17 protein-coding genes are annotated in these 16,474 nt (G+C 48.9%); 12 read left to right on the forward strand and 5 right to left on the reverse strand.

The window, feature by feature from the left end:
- Positions 1-111 precede the first annotated feature (111 nt).
- The 3 genes from upp to FH968_RS11315 all read left to right on the forward strand — a co-directional run bounded on the left by upp (position 112) and on the right by FH968_RS11315 (position 2,910).
- Positions 112-738: a uracil phosphoribosyltransferase gene (gene upp, locus FH968_RS11305; protein ID WP_139879471.1), complete on the forward strand. Its 627-nt coding sequence runs from the start codon at positions 112-114 to the stop codon at positions 736-738.
- Between the two features lie 84 nt (positions 739-822).
- Entirely contained in the window at positions 823-2,109 is a 1,287-nt protein-coding gene (gene uraA / locus FH968_RS11310) for a uracil permease (RefSeq protein ID WP_139879473.1), read from the forward strand.
- A 99-nt stretch (positions 2,110-2,208) separates the two neighbouring features.
- Entirely contained in the window at positions 2,209-2,910 is a 702-nt protein-coding gene (locus FH968_RS11315) for a DnaA inactivator Hda (protein ID WP_223271316.1), read from the forward strand.
- A 52-nt stretch (positions 2,911-2,962) separates the two neighbouring features.
- On the opposite strand, the gene arsC is transcribed toward FH968_RS11315, so the two are convergent.
- Both arsC and bepA read right to left on the reverse strand, forming a co-directional pair.
- Entirely contained in the window at positions 2,963-3,319 is a 357-nt protein-coding gene (gene arsC, locus FH968_RS11320; protein ID WP_139879477.1) for an arsenate reductase (glutaredoxin), read from the reverse strand.
- Between the two features lie 11 nt (positions 3,320-3,330).
- On the reverse strand, positions 3,331-4,794 hold the full coding sequence (gene bepA / locus FH968_RS11325; RefSeq protein WP_139879479.1) for a beta-barrel assembly-enhancing protease: 1,464 nt from the start codon (positions 4,792-4,794) through the stop codon (positions 3,331-3,333).
- A 212-nt stretch (positions 4,795-5,006) separates the two neighbouring features.
- Between bepA and FH968_RS11330 the strand changes: the two genes are divergently transcribed.
- Positions 5,007-6,077 (forward strand): AI-2E family transporter, encoded by a 1,071-nt coding sequence (locus FH968_RS11330; protein WP_139879482.1) that lies wholly within the window; start codon positions 5,007-5,009, stop codon positions 6,075-6,077.
- A gap of 51 nt (positions 6,078-6,128) precedes the next feature.
- Here the strand turns inward: FH968_RS11330 and bcp are convergent, their stop codons facing one another.
- Both bcp and FH968_RS11340 read right to left on the reverse strand, forming a co-directional pair.
- Positions 6,129-6,599 (reverse strand): thioredoxin-dependent thiol peroxidase, encoded by a 471-nt coding sequence (bcp, locus tag FH968_RS11335; protein WP_139879484.1) that lies wholly within the window; start codon positions 6,597-6,599, stop codon positions 6,129-6,131.
- Positions 6,600-6,613: 14 nt separating this feature from the next.
- On the reverse strand, positions 6,614-7,171 hold the full coding sequence (locus tag FH968_RS11340; protein WP_223271312.1) for a glycine cleavage system transcriptional repressor: 558 nt from the start codon (positions 7,169-7,171) through the stop codon (positions 6,614-6,616).
- A 145-nt stretch (positions 7,172-7,316) separates the two neighbouring features.
- Here FH968_RS11340 and dapA point away from each other — a divergent pair, with 145 nt between their 5' ends.
- The 7 genes from dapA (at position 7,317) to FH968_RS11375 (ending at position 14,782) form a co-directional block, all read left to right on the forward strand.
- On the forward strand, positions 7,317-8,195 hold the full coding sequence (gene dapA / locus FH968_RS11345; RefSeq protein ID WP_139879489.1) for a 4-hydroxy-tetrahydrodipicolinate synthase: 879 nt from the start codon (positions 7,317-7,319) through the stop codon (positions 8,193-8,195).
- Between the two features lie 16 nt (positions 8,196-8,211).
- Positions 8,212-9,246 carry an outer membrane protein assembly factor BamC gene (gene bamC, locus FH968_RS11350; protein ID WP_139879491.1) on the forward strand — a complete coding sequence of 345 codons (1,035 nt, stop codon included), beginning with the start codon at positions 8,212-8,214 and terminating at the stop codon, positions 9,244-9,246.
- 107 nt (positions 9,247-9,353) lie between these two features.
- Positions 9,354-10,067 carry a phosphoribosylaminoimidazolesuccinocarboxamide synthase gene (purC, locus tag FH968_RS11355; protein ID WP_139879493.1) on the forward strand — a complete coding sequence of 238 codons (714 nt, stop codon included), beginning with the start codon at positions 9,354-9,356 and terminating at the stop codon, positions 10,065-10,067.
- Between the two features lie 133 nt (positions 10,068-10,200).
- Positions 10,201-11,076 carry a neutral zinc metallopeptidase gene (locus FH968_RS11360; RefSeq protein ID WP_139879495.1) on the forward strand — a complete coding sequence of 292 codons (876 nt, stop codon included), beginning with the start codon at positions 10,201-10,203 and terminating at the stop codon, positions 11,074-11,076.
- 24 nt (positions 11,077-11,100) lie between these two features.
- Positions 11,101-13,116 (forward strand): tRNA(Met) cytidine acetyltransferase TmcA, encoded by a 2,016-nt coding sequence (locus FH968_RS11365; protein WP_189389090.1) that lies wholly within the window; start codon positions 11,101-11,103, stop codon positions 13,114-13,116.
- A 73-nt stretch (positions 13,117-13,189) separates the two neighbouring features.
- Positions 13,190-13,888 carry an esterase gene (gene ypfH, locus FH968_RS11370; protein ID WP_139879497.1) on the forward strand — a complete coding sequence of 233 codons (699 nt, stop codon included), beginning with the start codon at positions 13,190-13,192 and terminating at the stop codon, positions 13,886-13,888.
- 129 nt (positions 13,889-14,017) lie between these two features.
- Positions 14,018-14,782 carry a DeoR/GlpR family DNA-binding transcription regulator gene (locus FH968_RS11375; RefSeq protein ID WP_139879500.1) on the forward strand — a complete coding sequence of 255 codons (765 nt, stop codon included), beginning with the start codon at positions 14,018-14,020 and terminating at the stop codon, positions 14,780-14,782.
- Positions 14,783-14,845: 63 nt separating this feature from the next.
- Here FH968_RS11375 and FH968_RS11380 read toward each other — a convergent pair whose 3' ends face one another.
- A complete protein-coding gene (locus FH968_RS11380; protein WP_139879502.1) occupies positions 14,846-15,646 on the reverse strand; it encodes a Cof-type HAD-IIB family hydrolase in 801 nt (266 codons plus the stop codon).
- A gap of 238 nt (positions 15,647-15,884) precedes the next feature.
- On the opposite strand from FH968_RS11380, the gene FH968_RS11385 reads away from it, so the two are divergent.
- Positions 15,885-16,403 (forward strand): phosphoribosyltransferase, encoded by a 519-nt coding sequence (locus FH968_RS11385; RefSeq protein ID WP_189389093.1) that lies wholly within the window; start codon positions 15,885-15,887, stop codon positions 16,401-16,403.
- The last annotated feature ends 71 nt before the right edge of the window (positions 16,404-16,474 follow it).

A 16,474-nucleotide genomic window follows, 5' to 3' on the forward strand; every position in this document is an offset into this window, starting at 1 on the left:
ATCCAGTCTAGTTGATCTTGATCAACCCCAATACCTGTGGCGCCGCTATGAAAAAGCGGTATAATCCGGCGATTTTTTTTGTGGTGGCCAACTATCTCGGGGAGAAAGAGTATGAAGATCGTGGAAGTCAAACACCCACTCGTCAAACACAAGCTGGGCCTGATGCGTGAGAACGACATTAGCACCAAACGCTTTCGTGAACTCGCCTCAGAAGTTGGCAGCTTGCTGACTTACGAAGCTACGGCGGATCTGGAAACTGAGAAAGTCACTATCGAAGGCTGGAACGGCCCGGTAGAGATTGATCAGATCAAAGGTAAGAAGATTACTGTTGTGCCAATTCTGCGTGCCGGTCTGGGCATGATGGAAGGTGTGCTGGAAAACGTACCAAGCGCACGTATCAGCGTTGTGGGTATCTATCGTAATGAAGAAACCCTGGAGCCAGTACCGTACTTCCAGAAACTGGTTTCAAACATTGAAGAGCGTATGGCGCTGGTGGTTGACCCAATGCTGGCAACTGGTGGCTCTATGATTGCAACCATCGACCTGCTGAAAAATGCCGGTTGTTCTAGCATCAAGGTGCTGGTTCTGGTGGCAGCACCTGAAGGTATTGCAGCGCTGGAAAAAGCGCACCCGGATGTAGAACTGTTTACAGCTTCTATCGATCAGGGCCTGAACGAGCACGGATACATTATTCCGGGACTCGGCGATGCCGGCGATAAGATATTTGGTACTAAATAATAAAATGAGCCGACTTCGATAGTCGGCTTTTTTTTGATTTGTTCGACCCATTATTTCTAAAAACAAGACTCAGAGGAAAACAACATGACACGCCGCGCCATTGGGGTGAGTGAAAGACCACCCCTGTTGCAAACGATACCGTTAAGTTTGCAACACCTGTTCGCCATGTTTGGTGCCACCGTTCTGGTGCCAATCCTGTTCCACATTAATCCGGCGACGGTGCTGCTATTTAACGGGATTGGGACACTGCTGTATCTCTTTATCTGTAAAGGCAAAATCCCGGCGTATCTGGGTTCCAGTTTTGCATTTATTTCACCTGTGCTGCTGCTGCTGCCGCTGGGTTATGAAGTGGCGCTGGGTGGTTTTATCATGTGTGGCGTGCTGTTTTGTATTGTGGCGCTGATTGTTAAAAAAGCCGGTACTGGCTGGCTGGATGTGATGTTCCCACCAGCGGCAATGGGCGCGATTGTTGCTGTTATCGGGCTTGAACTGGCGGGAGTCGCCGCGAATATGGCGGGTTTATTACCTGCTGATGGCACATCACCAGACTCAACCACCATTATCATTTCGCTTGTCACGCTAGCGGTCACGATCTTTGGTTCTGTCCTGTTCCGTGGTTTCCTGGCAATAATTCCAATTCTTATCGGTGTTCTGGCTGGGTATGCACTTTCCTTCGCCATGGGCGTGGTTGATGTTACTCCAATTGTTGAAGCGCACTGGTTTGCCTTGCCAACCTTCTACACACCGCGTTTTGAGTGGTTTGCCATCTTCACCATTCTGCCTGCGGCTCTCGTGGTTATCGCTGAGCACGTTGGCCACCTGGTGGTAACGGCGAATATTGTGAAGAAAGATTTGATTCGTGACCCAGGTCTGCATCGCTCGATGTTTGCGAATGGGATTTCGACTATCTTCTCTGGTTTCTTTGGCTCTACACCAAACACCACTTATGGCGAGAATATTGGCGTAATGGCGATTACCCGTGTTTATTCCACTTGGGTTATTGGCGGAGCAGCGATTCTGGCGATTCTTCTCTCTTGCGTAGGTAAACTCGCCGCAGCGATACAAATTATCCCGGTTCCGGTAATGGGCGGTGTTTCACTGCTGCTGTACGGCGTGATTGGCGCATCCGGTATTCGCGTGTTGATCGAATCGAAAGTGGATTACAGCAAAGCACAAAACCTGATCCTGACTTCAGTTATCTTGATAATCGGAGTGAGTGGCGCGAAAGTGCACATTGGCGCAGCTGAGCTGAAAGGTATGGCACTGGCGACCATCGTTGGCGTGGGCCTTAGTCTTATCTTCAAACTTATCAGTGTCTTGCGCCCAGAAGAAGTGGTGCTGGATGCCGAAGAAAGCGACGTAAAATCGTAGTTCTGCTTCAAGCCGGGCGGCGTGTTCGCCCGGTTCTACTGCTCGCCAATTCTGTGATAGACTCTCTGCGTTTTTCTGCCTGTTATGGTTGAGGTAATTCTGAATACGCCGGCACAGCTCTCACTGCCACTCTATTTGCCTGATGACGAAACTTTTGCAAGTTTCTGGCCGGGTGATAACCCTTCTTTACTTGCCGCACTCCAGTCCGTGCTCCGTCAGGATCACAGCGGATATATCTATTTCTGGTCGCGAGAAGGAGGAGGGCGCAGCCATTTGTTGCATGCCGCCTGCGCAGAATTGTCACAACGTGGCGAAGCTGTCGGTTATGTGCCGCTAGATAAACGCACCTGGTTTGTTCCAGAAGTACTGGATGGCATGGAGCAGCTTTCGTTGGTGTGTATCGACAACATTGAGTGTGTTGCTGGTGATGAACTGTGGGAAATGGCGATTTTTAATCTCTACAACCGCATTCTGGAATCAGGAAAAACTCGTCTGTTGATTACCGGCGATCGTCCACCACGCCAACTCAATCTACAATTGCCTGATCTTGCCTCGCGCCTTGATTGGGGGCAAATCTACAAGCTGCAACCTTTGTCAGATGATGACAAACTCCAGGCCCTGCAACTACGTGCCAGACTGCGCGGGTTTGAATTACCCGAGGACGTAGGACGTTTCCTGTTAAAACGGTTGGATCGAGAAATGCGTACACTGTTTACGACGCTCGATCAGCTTGATCTTGCCTCGATTACTGCGCAGCGTAAGTTGACGATCCCGTTTGTGAAAGAGATTCTCGGGCTTTGATCTTATTCCCTCTCCTGGGGAGAGGGTTAGGTTGGGGCGTCAAATAGCAGGATTACAAAATTTCCAGCACTGACTCCGGCGGGCGGCCAATTCGTGCTTCGCCATTCGCCAGGACAATCGGGCGTTCAATCAATTTCGGATTATCAACCATCGCCTTGATTAACTGCTCTTCACTCAGCGTTTGATCTGCCAGATTCAGCTCCTTATACAAATCCTCTTTCTGACGCATAAGGTCACGTGCGCTGGCAAAATCTAATTTGCTCAGCAAAGATTTGATTGTTGCGGCATCTGGTGGGGTTTCCAGATACAACACGACTTCGGGTTCTACGCCATTTGCTTTTAGCAGGCTTAACGTTTCACGGCTCTTCGAGCAGCGAGGATTGTGATAAATAGAAACGGCTGTAGACATCGTAACTCCTGTTACATCTTAGAATACTGAAGGAAGCGTTTTTGCAATTCGCGGAATTGGTCTATTCGCGCATCATAACGAGCTTGTTGCAAACTACCCAATTTCACCTGACCACTGGCGCTACTGAGCAGCGAAATTGCCTGGTCGATTCGTCCGACAAGGGCCATTACTTCTGCGCGTGCGGCGAGTTCCTGGTCACGATTACCTAGTGCCGCTTCGGATTGGGCTAATAAGTCCCAGCCATTGCTGTCATCCGGATGAGAAAACGTATAACGATTAAGAATGGCTGCGGCCTGAGCGGGCTGTTTTGCCTGAACGTAGGCGTTAGCAAGGTTAAGTTGCAGCACCGGGTTTTGTTTTAGGTCAGGCGCATTTTTCAGCCGGTTAATTGCATCTGCGGATTTATTCTGCCCAAGGTCGATATCCGTGGATAAATCGAGATACCAGGTATTGGCTGGTTGAGCGGCTAAAAGCGGTTGTAAAAGTTTACGAGCTTCCTCCCACTTATCAGCGCCCATTGCCTGAAGCGCACGGCCATAAGTTGCTGCATGCTGTTCACGAATATTGCCTTTCGACCAGCTATCCAATAAATCGGTGGTTAGCTGATTGCGACCAGAATTGTACATGCCAAGAGTACGTGCTTTTGCAAAGTAAAAATCTTCAGAAGATTGCACCACCACTGGGCGCATTTGGTTAGCACGGTTACGAGCATCGGCCAGACGGCTTTCCGGTAATGGGTGGGTAAGCAGAATTTCTGGCGGGCGAGAGGAATAACGCGACTGATCGAGCAGTTTTTCAAGGAATGTCGGCATGGCTTGCGGATCAAAACCAGAACGTTGTAACACTTGAATACCGATGCGGTCTGCTTCTTGTTCGTTTTGCTGAGTGAAACTGATCATGCCTTGCTGCGTTCCTGCAAGCGTCCCACTCAATGCTGCCATACCTGCTTGCGGGCTGGCCATCGCCAGTAAAATAGAACCTAACGCGCCAACCCAGGTGAGTGGGGCGTTCTTTTTCTGATCTTCCATAGCACGTGCCAGGTGACGTTGCGTAACGTGCGAAATTTCGTGCGCCATTACGGATGCAAGCTGGCTTTCGTTATCAGAGTAACGGAATAACGCCGAATGAAGCACAACATTGCCGCCAAAGAAGGCAAAGGCGTTGATTTCATCGTTGTTGATCAGGAAGAAATGAAACGGTGTCTTAACGGAATCTGCGTGGCTAACCAGGCGCATACCCAGTTTATTAATGTACTGCACGAGCAAAGGATCATTGATTAATGGGGCACTGCCTCGAAGTTGGCGGACATAATAGTCGCCCATCTGCAGTTCCTGGCCGATTGACAGTGTGCTTCCGGCTGTTGTTCCCATATCTGGCAGCTGATCGGAAACATCCGCAAAGGCTGGAGTTGCCGGGCCCGCGAGCACGGCTGCCATTAGCGTTACAACCAGCGATTTTTTCAACTGCTTGAACATACGTCCTGTCCTGTTTAATCAAAGTTAATCTTCGACATGTAATACGTGAATTTGTTCGCATACAAAGTTGAACTGTAGCCCACAGCATGACTGAGACCTATCTTAATCTAAGACAATTTTAAACTGCCACTGAACAGAGATAAAAAGCGAAGTCTTTACTGTGACATTTAGATACAATCTGTCCTCGCACAATGCTGTCACGGAAGGGATTTATGCTTGAAATGTTGTTGCAGTGGTATCGACGACGGTTTAGCGACCCGGAAGCTATCGCTCTGCTGGTAATTCTGGTTGCAGGGTTTGTTATCCTGTTCTTCTTCCATGGACTGTTAGCGCCATTGTTAGTGGCGATTGTGCTGGCTTATTTGCTGGAGTGGCCAACTGCGCGGCTTCAGCGTGTTGGATGTTCCCGTACCTGGTCAACAACGATTGTGCTGGTGTTGTTTGTTGGTATTTTGCTGTTGATGGTATTGGTGGTGGCACCTGTTGCCTGGCAACAAGGCATCAATCTGATTCGAGATATGCCAGGGATGCTCAACAAACTCTCTGATTTTGCCGCAACGCTGCCTAAGCGTTATCCGGCTCTGGTTGACGCGGGCATTATTGATGCTATGGCCGAGAGCATGCGTGGGCGCATGATGGGTATGGGCGATCAGGTTGTGAAATTTTCGCTTGCCTCCTTGGTTGGTTTGTTAACACTGGCAATTTATTTGGTGTTAGTTCCACTGATGGTATTCTTCCTGGTCAAAGATAAAGAGCAGATGCTGAATGCTGTGCGCCGCGTTTTGCCACGTAACCGTGGGCTTGCGGGGCAAGTCTGGCAGGAAATGAATCAGCAAATTACTAATTATATCCGCGGCAAAGTATTGGAAATGCTAGTAGTGGGTGTGGTGACGTATATCGGCTTTGTGGTTTTTGGCTTGAACTACTCGCTGCTATTGGCGGTGTTGGTGGGCTTCTCGGTTCTGATTCCTTACATCGGCGCGTTTGTTGTCACGATCCCGGTAGTGTGTGTGGCGCTTTTCCAGTTTGGTCTTGGTCCGGAGTTTTGGACGTTGTTTGCCGTATACTTAATCATTCAGGCATTGGATGGCAACCTGCTGGTGCCAGTGCTATTTTCCGAAGCGGTAAACCTGCACCCGTTGGTGATTATACTTTCCGTGGTGATTTTTGGTGGTCTGTGGGGATTTTGGGGGGTGTTCTTCGCCATCCCACTCGCTACGCTGATTAAAGCGGTGGTACATGCCTGGCCGGACAGTATGTTGATAGACGACAAGCCAAATTAGAGACAGTAAAAAGCCGACGTGAAGTCGGCTTTTTTAATACAGCCCGCACAATTAAGCGTTTTCTTTCAGCCAGTTCACCACAATATCGTGATGGTTGCTGGTTTTGAAATCATCAAATACTTTCTCGACTTTCCCTTCGCCATCCAGCAGGAAGCTAATCCGATGGATGCCATCGTAGGTTTTTCCCATAAACGATTTCTCGCCCCAGACACCAAATTGCTCACAGACTTGATGGTCTTCATCAGAAAGCAGTGTGAAGTTGAGTAACTCTTTTTCGGCAAAACGTGAAAGCTTTTCTGGTTTGTCCGTGCTGATACCCAGCACTTCCACACCACTTTTTTTCAACGCATCCATGTTGTCGCGCAAACCACATGCTTGCACGGTGCAGCCTGGTGTCATCGCTTTAGGATAGAAATAAACCAGAACGCGCTGTCCCTGGAAGTCGGTTAAATTTATTTGCTCGCCGTCTTGATCAGGCAGGCTAAATTTCGGTGCGATATCACCGGCTTTCAGTGGGCTCATTACAACTCTCCGTCTTAATCATCTTGCTGTGGATAATTCACAACGTTAATACTGCCCTGTGCTTTGAGTTCTGTACAGAGGGCCTTGAAAGCATCTTCGATCACGCTCGCATCCTGAGAGGCGGGACTATGAGCTGTAATTTGAATGTATAGCTGCGGTGGCGTCCCATCCTGGGTCGGTTGGGTACGGGAACTCAACTCGGCAATATTCATATGGTGAATATCAAAAAGATTGGTGAAACGCTCGATTAAATGAGGTGAGTCGGTCACTTCTACCTGCACCCAGACTGTTGCGGGCATCGCTGGGCGCTCTTGCGCGGCGGTACGCTTCATCACAATCAGTAAATCCAGCTCTGCGCCTTTAAGCGGTAGCGTCGATTCAATCAGGGTTATTGCATTCCAACTGCCCGATAGCAGCATAATAAACGTGAACTCTTCACCGAGCATAGCCAGGCGACTGTCTTCGATATTACAGCCGCAACTGCTCACATGGCGGGTGATGGTATTAACAATACCAGGCCTGTCCGCCCCAAGGGCTGTGATGACCAAATAATGGTGTGGTGAGGGAGTCAAACGTATTCTTCCTGTGAATCGGTGAGATATCATAAGGAAAGCACAAAAAAAACTTGCGTACAACCGTGTAGCGTCACCTGGTGACTTGCTTTTGATCCTGCACCAAACGTACCATTGAGACACTTGTTAGCACAGAGGATGGCCAATGTTCACTGGAAGTATTGTCGCGCTTGTGACGCCGATGGATGAGAAAGGTAATGTCTGCCGGTCAAGCCTGAAAAAACTGATTGATTACCATGTCGCCAGCGGAACCTCGGCGATTGTTTCGGTAGGGACTACCGGAGAGTCAGCTACGTTGAGCCATGACGAACACGGTGACGTAGTAATGCTGACGCTGGAACTGGCCGATGGCCGTATTCCCGTTATCGCAGGGACTGGCGCTAATGCTACCTCTGAAGCTATCTCCCTGACCAAGCGTTTTGAAAACAGCGGTATTGTGGGCTGCCTGACGGTAACGCCGTACTACAACCGTCCAACCCAGGAAGGGCTATATCAGCACTTCAAAGCGATTGCCGAAAGCACTGACCTGCCGCAGATGCTGTACAATGTACCGTCTCGTACCGGTTGCGACATGCTGCCTGAAACCGTAGGCCGTCTGGCTAAGATTAAAAATATTATCGGTATCAAAGAAGCAACTGGGAACTTAACACGAGTAAACCAGATCAAAGTGCTGGTTGAAGATAACTTCATCCTGGTTAGCGGTGATGACGCCAGTGCGCTGGACTTCATGCAATTAGGTGGCCACGGTGTGATTTCTGTGACGGCAAACGTAGCCGCGCGTGAAATGGCAGAAGTGTGTAAACTGGCCGCCAATGGGCAATATGCGCAAGCGCGCGCTATCAATGAACGTTTGATGCCGCTGCACAATAAATTATTTGTAGAACCCAATCCTATCCCAGTGAAATGGGCTTGTAGGGAGTTGGGACTTGTGGCAACCGATACCTTACGCCTGCCAATGACACCGCTGACTGAATCCAGTCATCCGGTGATTATTAGTGCGCTTAAGCATGCTGGTTTGCTGTAAAGTTTAGGGAGATTTGATGGCTTACTCAGTACAGAAGTCGACGGTGGCGAAAGTTGCAGTGGTTTCGTTAGCTATGCTGCTGGCAGCATGCAGCACAGACCAGCGTTATAAGCGCCAGGTCAGTGGTGACGAATCCTATCTGGATGCAGCACCCCTCGCGGAAATCCACTCCCCGGCTGGGATGATCCTGCCGGTGCAGAATGGTGAATATAATATTCCGGTCACCAACGGCAGCGGTGCAGTAGGCAAAGCGTTGGATATCCGTCCGCCAGCCCAACCTCTGGCATTGGTCAGTGGTGCGCGTACTCAGTTTACTGGGGATACCGCAACGTTGATGGTCGAAAATGCGCGTAGTGCAACACTGTGGCCGCAAGTTGTCAGTGTTCTACAGGCGAAAAACTACGGTATTGATAAACGTGATGACGCCAGCCAAACCTTGACCACTGACTGGGTAAACTGGAACCGAGCTGATGAAGATCAACAGTACCGTGGACGCTATCAAATCAGCGTGAAGCCACAGGGCTATCAACAAGCTGTGGTGGTTAAGCTGCTGAATCTGGAACAGGCAGGCAAGCCGGTTACTGATGCATCATCTGTGCAGCGTTACAGCGCAGAAATGCTTAACAGTATCAGCGCAAGTCTGGATAAAACCCAGACTGACCAACAGAACGCGAAAGACAATCGTGCAGCAACGCAACTTGATGTACAAAGTGCCGCTGACGACACAGGCTTACCGATGCTGGTGGTGCGTGGCCCATACAACGTCGTTTGGAGCCGTTTGCCTGCAACGCTTGAGAAAGTCGGTATGAAAGTCACTGACTCTACGCGTTCAACAGGTAGTATTGCTGTTACATACAAACCATTGTCTGACAGTGCATGGCAAGATTTAGGGGCGAAAGACCCGGGTCTGTCCAGTGGCGACTATAAACTGCAAGTTGGCGACCTCGATAACCGTAGTAGCCTGCAGTTCATCGATCCGAAAGGTCATACGCTAACACAGTCCCAGAATGATGCTTTGGTAGCCGCATTCCAGGCGGCATTTAGCAAGTAACTTTTAAGGGCCAGAGAAATCTGGCCTTTTTCCTGATAGGCTACGCAAACGTGTGCGTAGCCACAAATAGCGGAATTTTTAGTTAAATCACACCTGGAGTAAGAAAGATGCAAAAGCAAGCTGAGTTGTATCGTGGAAAAGCGAAGACCGTATACAGCACGGAAAACCCGGATCTGTTGGTGCTCGAATTCCGCAATGATACGTCAGCAGGAGACGGTGCGCGCATTGAACAGTTTGATCGTAAGGGTATGGTAAACAACAAATTTAACCATTTCATTATGACCAAACTCGAAGAAGCGGGTATTCCAACTCAAATGGAAGCGCTGTTGTCCGATAACGAAGTGTTGGTTAAGAAGCTCGATATGGTGCCGGTTGAGTGTGTTATCCGCAACCGTGCAGCGGGCTCTTTGGTTAAACGCCTGGGTATTGAAGAAGGCATTGAACTGAATCCACCGCTGTTTGACCTGTTCCTGAAAAACGATGCGATGCATGACCCCATGGTCAACGAATCTTACTGTGAAACCTTTGGTTGGGTGAACAAAGAGAATTTGGCTCGTATGCGTGAACTCAGCTACAAAGCCAACGATGTTCTGAGCAAACTGTTTGATGATGCGGGTCTGATCCTTGTCGATTTCAAACTGGAATTCGGTTTGTTCAACGGTGAAGTCGTACTTGGCGATGAGTTCTCCCCAGATGGTTGCCGCCTGTGGGACAAAGAAACTCTCCAAAAAATGGATAAAGACCGTTTCCGCCAGAGCTTGGGCGGCCTGATTGAAGCCTACGAAGAAGTTGCCCACCGTCTTGGCGTTAAATTAGACTAACTTCTCACCCGTTTTCTTCTAAAGCCGAATGTGTTTTACATATTCGGCTTTTTCACATCTTGCTTTTTATGGTAATCCTGCAATTAACCACCTACGATCTACTCATTACAAATTGTGAACGATGAGGTCGGCTATGCGTTGGCAAGGTCGTCGCGAAAGCGACAATGTAGAAGACAGAAGAAATAACTCTCCAGGCCCTGGTTTTGGTGGGGGAGGTGGTGGATTCCGCTTACCTGGCGGTAAAGGCGGCATCGTTTTATTAATTGTGGTCGTCGTGGCGAGCTATTACGGGGTCGACCTCACCTCAATGCTGTCCGGTGGGCAACCGGTACAACAGCAATCCACTCAGCGTTCCATTAACCCTAATGATGACGAAGCAGCCAAATTCACTTCGGTTATTCTTGCGACAACTGAAGATACCTGGGGACAAATTTTCCAGAAGATGGGCCGTACTTATCAGCAGCCAAAACTGGTGATGTACCGTGGTTCGACACGCACCGGTTGCGGTACCGGTCAGTCGATTATGGGGCCATTTTACTGTCCAGCAGACAGCACGGTCTATATCGACCTTTCATTCTACGATGACATGAAAAGCAAACTGGGCGCAGATGGTGATTTTGCTCAGGGCTATGTGATTGCTCATGAAGTCGGGCACCATGTTCAGAAATTGTTAGGTATTGAACCGAAAGTACGCCAGCTCCAGCAAGGTGCCACTCAAGCTGAAGGCAACCGCCTCTCCGTTAAAATGGAATTGCAGGCAGATTGTTTTGCGGGTGTCTGGGGCAACAGCATGCAAAAACAACAAGTGCTGGATGCGGGAGATTTACAGGAAGCCTTGAATGCTGCTGAAGCCATTGGTGACGACCGCCTGCAACAACAAGGGCAAGGGCGAGTGGTTCCTGACAGCTTCACCCACGGTACTTCAGAGCAACGTTATACCTGGTTCAAACGCGGCTTCGATAGCGGTGACCCAGCGCAGTGCAATACTTTCGGTAATACTGTCAAATAACGAGATGTGACAAGGATTAAAGCCATGGAACAGCTAAGGCAAGCAACCGCCAGTATGGCTGAAGCAGGTATTCGCCGTATGATAGTCATGGCGGGTGAGAGACTGTGGAGCAGCCAGCAAATTAGCTCTCTCACCCGGTTATTACCTGGCGACTGGCTCTGGGTTGGAGCAGCACCCGAATTGCCACTTCATTGCGCGACATCTGCAATGCGTACTTTGCTGGGCCGTGAGTTTTTACACGCAGTTTTTGATGCACGAAACGGGCTGGACGCTGAAGCTTTGGCAGCACTTGCAGGCACACTCAGAGCGGGAAGCTGGCTGGTTCTTCTTGCGCCGTCATGGAATGACTGGCCTATGCAGCCTGATTGCGACTCGAGCCGCTGGAGCGAACAATCTGAAGCGATCCCAACTCCTCATTTTATCACTCATCTACAGCACTGTATCCGCACCGATAGTGAATGCTTGCTTTGGCAGCAGCATCAGCCGTTGCGCGTACCTGTGTACTCTCCACGCCCTTCATGGCATGCGGCCAATGGAGCGCCTTTCGAAGAGCAGGCGGCTATCCTGAATGAGCTTTTGCAAATGCCAGCGGGTGTTTCCGTTGTCACGGCTGCGCGAGGGCGAGGGAAATCTGCACTAGCGGGCATGTTGTTGCGCAGGATTGCGGGAAAGGGGCTGGTCACCGCGCCGGGCAAAGCAGCAACCGATGTTCTTGCAAATCATGCAGGCGATCGTTTCAATTTTGTCGCTCCAGATGCATTACTTGCCAATACCGAAGCATTTCAGGCTGATTGGCTAATTGTTGACGAGGCTGCAGCGCTCCCTGCACCTCAGTTACGCAAACTAATTTCCCATTTCCCACGGGTTCTACTGACCACCACCGTTCAGGGTTACGAAGGTACTGGGCGTGGGTTTGTTCTCAAATTTTGCGCAAGCCTTGATTCCCTTACACGTTACACCCTTTCAACGCCAATTCGTTGGGCTTCCAATGATCCTTTGGAAAAGCTGATCGATTCCGTATTGCTGTTTGATGAAGTTGATGTGACAACGGCTTCTCAAAGTGCAGCTTCCTTGCAACTTATTGAATGCGAAGACGAAATACAACCTTCGCAACAGCTACAACAGATGTACCGCTTACTGTCCGGTGCGCACTACCGCACCACGCCGCTGGACTGGCGCAGAATGCTGGATGCACCGGGCCAGCATTTCATTGCCGCAACCACTGGCAACGAAACGATTGGCGCCACCTGGCTTGTGGAGGAGGGCGGTTTGGATGAAAAACTGAGCCGTGCAGTATGGGCGGGGTTTCGACGGCCGCGCGGTAACTTAGTCGCACAATCGCTGGCGGCTCATGGTGGTAGCCCGCTGGCAGCAACCCTTAAAGGCCTGCGTGTCAGCCGTATCGCGGTACATCCACTACGCCAGCGCCAGCAAATTGGCCAGCAGATGATTGCTCTGGCAAAAACACATGCCCGGCAAACTGTCGATTATCTTTCGGTCAGCTTTGGTTTCACCGATGAATTATGGCGTTTTTGGGCAAGCTGTGGCTTCGCATTGGTACGCGTTGGCAGTCATCGTGAAGCCAGCAGCGGTTGTTATACCGCGATGGCGTTATTGCCTCTTACTTTGCCAGGCGAGGCTCTCACCGAGCATGAACAGCGGCGATTACAGAGAGATATAACCTGGTTACAACCGTGGATTGAAGACCTGCTCCCTGTCATTCCTCGCGAAGAGGCTACGCTAAATAGTGATGACTGGCAGGAACTGGCGGGTTTCGCCTTCGGGCACCGTCCTCTTGAGGCATGTTTAGGTTCTCTGAATCGCTTGTTACTCACTAGTAACTTGCCGCTGAATGCATTGCGCGGGCGCGTACAGCAGCGTTTGAATGTGGACACACTTTGCCAGCAACTGCAGGTTTCTGGGCGCAAAGCTCTGCTCAATGTTATGCGGCAGGAAGTACAAAGAGCCCTGGAAAAACTAGATGAGCAACAATGTATTGCACTGAAAAATGCCCTTTTGCAATTGCAATTTTTCCACTAAGTCATTCAGTTAAATGGCATGGTCATCGTCATTCGTCGGCGTATAGTCAACTCCAGAAACTTAAGGAGTAACCATGAAACATGACCATTTTGTCGTCCAAAGCCCTGCCACACCTGCAAAGCAACTGTTGTTGTTGTTCCATGGAGTTGGCGATAACCCTGTTGCGATGGGCGAAATTGGCAGTTGGTTTGCTCCACATTTCCCTGATGCGCTGGTGGTCAGCGTCGGTGGCCCTGCACCCAGCGGCCCATATCAAGGTCGTGAATGGTTTTCAGTTGCTGGAGTGACGGAAGAAAACCGCCAACAGCGAATCGACGTCATTATGCCAACGTTTGTGGAAACCGTGCGTTATTGGCAAAAACACAGTGGTGTAGCTGCTAATGCCACGGCACTGATTGGTTTTTCACAAGGGGCAATTATGGCGCTTGAAGGTGTGAAAGCTGAGCCAGAACTCGCTTCTCGAGTGGTTGCTTTTAACGGCCGTTACGCGCAACTGCCGGTAAGTGTGACAACCTCTACCACCATTCATTTGATTCATGGCGATGATGATAAAGTGATAGATGTGAAGCACGCCTTTGATGCATCAGAAGCATTAACCCGAGTCGGCGGCGATGTCACACTGGATGTGATTGACGATTTAGGTCATGCCATTGATGACCGCAGCATTCAAATTGCGTTGGATCATCTGCGTTATACCGTGCCGAAGCATTATTTTGATGAGGCGCTCAGCGGTGGGAAACCGAACGATGACGATATCGTCGAGTTTCTTTGAATAACCAACCTGAGTAACAAATCTGAGCAATAAAAAAAGCCACTCGTCAGGAGTGACCTGTGGCTGATACCATATTAATATGATGGGTTGTGATATTTCATGCAATATTGCGTTTGATTGAGGGTTTTCGTGATCGATTATGATGCTTTACCTGAGCAGCGGCAGGATCTTATCCTTCAGATGCTTACTGAAACTGGCAGGGTCATTGGTGCTGATATTGCCCGTAAGCTAGGTGTTTCAGAACATACTATACGCCGTGATCTTCAGGTTCTGGCCCGTAATGGATTATGTAAAAAAGTCTACGGAGGGGCGGTTAGTCAGCTCAAGCAATCAGCTAGCTTTGAAGCCCGTGTCGAGCAGAGTGTTTCTGAAAAGTCACATGTTGCAAGACGATGCGCGGAGCTCATAAAACCGGATACCTGTATTTTCATTGACGCCGGTTCAACGTATCTGGCGATGGTGGATTTTATCCCTGAGATGCTTGAACTGACCATTGTGACAAATTCTCCACAAATAGCCTCAGCATTAAGCAGTCGACAGTCGGGTGAGTTGATTCTGCTGGGTGGAAAGGTTAATCCCAAAACGGGGAGCACTTTAGGTTTAGATACAGTAAACCAGGTGCGCAATATGATTTTTGACCAGACGTTTATCGGTGTTTGTGGCCTCGACCCGCAGGCAGGACTCACAGCCGTGTATTACGAAGACGCCTGTTTTAAAAAAGAAGTCATCGCCCAGAGCAACGAAGTTATTGCCGCTGTCATCGCAGATAAAATGTGCCAGGTGGCGAGATACAAAGTGGCTACCTGTGATGCTATTGATATTGTTGTGGTGAGCCGTGAAACCCGACTGCAGGATTTTAGCAGCGAAAACATTCGCATCGAGATTGTTGATTAGCCAGAGATTTATATCAGTGAAGACCGGTTGGAACCTTCACTGGATGACTTGTGCAAGCAGACTTCAGGGCTGAAGAGCCAGCATTCTTTTGATTGTTTCCTGAACTGCGTTTGCGTCATTGTATCCAGTGATAAAATTTGCAATCGCCTTTGTTTCCTCGAAGGCATTCCTCATCGCAAAGCTGTATTCAGCCATCGCAAGCAACTCAATATCGTTGTAGCCATCGCCGAACGCCATTGTCTCATGCTTGCTTACATTAAGCAGTTTCTGGAGCTTTTGTATGGTGGTTCCCTTGTGAACCCCATAGTCTGCAATATCAATCCACGCAGCTTCTGACACAACAATATAAGTTTCATTTTCGAAAGCGGACAGATGAGGCCGGGTCTGCGGACACTTACCTTCCTCGTCATAAATCGTAATTTTAACAAAATCAGATGTCAGTGCGTCCAGGTTGTCTACTTCAAGCAGTCTGGAATATGAACTTCGTACTTTATCCTTCAGTCTTTGCGCAAGGTCAGCACGGATCACTGCCCCTTCAGAGGTACAGGCAATAATGACATGTTGAGGATTAACCTCCTGAAGGGTTTTAATGATGCGTAAGCCCAGTTCATTTTTGATAAGCGACTGATAAACAAATTGACCGTTGTGTTTGATACGGGTTGCACTGTCTCCCACAATCCACAGATTCTCGCTGTAGTCACCAAACAACTCCTCAACCCTGTCACACTGCTTTCCTGTACAGGCTGCAAAGTGAACACCTTTTTCAGCCATTAGTGCACTGACCCCTGCGAATGACTCTCTGTCGTAGTCTCCGTTGCTGTTTAGAAATGTACCATCCAGGTCAGTAATAATAAGTTTAATCATGAAGTCAGAACCTCTATAGGATTGAATTTTTACCTGGAGAACGCAGGTACACATGTTGAGTAACTTTAGCTCGATAATGCTCGTTAGTGTATGTTTGTGCAATATTTTGAGCTAAATAATCATTATAGTGCTAGTTTGTGATTGGTTTATTCTAGGTCATATGCTTTTAGAGGTGTGTGGGATTGAGATTTGCCGGGCTGTTAGTGAGTCTGGCCTGATAACCTGAAGAGAATTTTCTATGAAAAATGAACATGTTGGTAAAATCATTATTAATGAATCAGCTATTGCTGAAGGAGTAGCGAGGGTTGCGGCACAACTCAACCAGCACTTTGATGATGCTGTCATCATTACGGTTGTGCCCGGTGGGATTCTCTACACTGCTGACCTAACCAGGCAATTAGAGTTTGATATTAATATGGATTATATTTCCTGCCCACATACTCCAGGCGATAGAAATAATCACTCAACAATAGTTTTCCATAGAAATATCGATATCAGTGATCGAAATGTCATCATCATTGATGATGCAATTGAGTCAGGCGGAACGATGAAACGTCTTGTTCAATTTATCGCTGAAAACTACACGCCAAAATCTATCTCCGTTGCTGTTCTGTTTGTCAAACCGGGGCGGGTGGATATTCCTGTCAGACAATATTATGCGTATGAGATGGAAAATGATGATTTATTGATTGGATATGGTATGCCATGGGAAAATCAGTACCGGAATCTCCCATATGTAGCCAAATTAAAACGTTAAGTTCCGACTGCAACGTTTATCCGGCCTCTGCTGATTTTGCGGTCATACTCAGAAGAATAAAGAGCTGCCAG

Origin of the sequence: Buttiauxella sp. B2 (genome assembly GCF_006376615.1) — a bacterium.
Classification (GTDB): domain Bacteria; phylum Pseudomonadota; class Gammaproteobacteria; order Enterobacterales; family Enterobacteriaceae; genus Buttiauxella.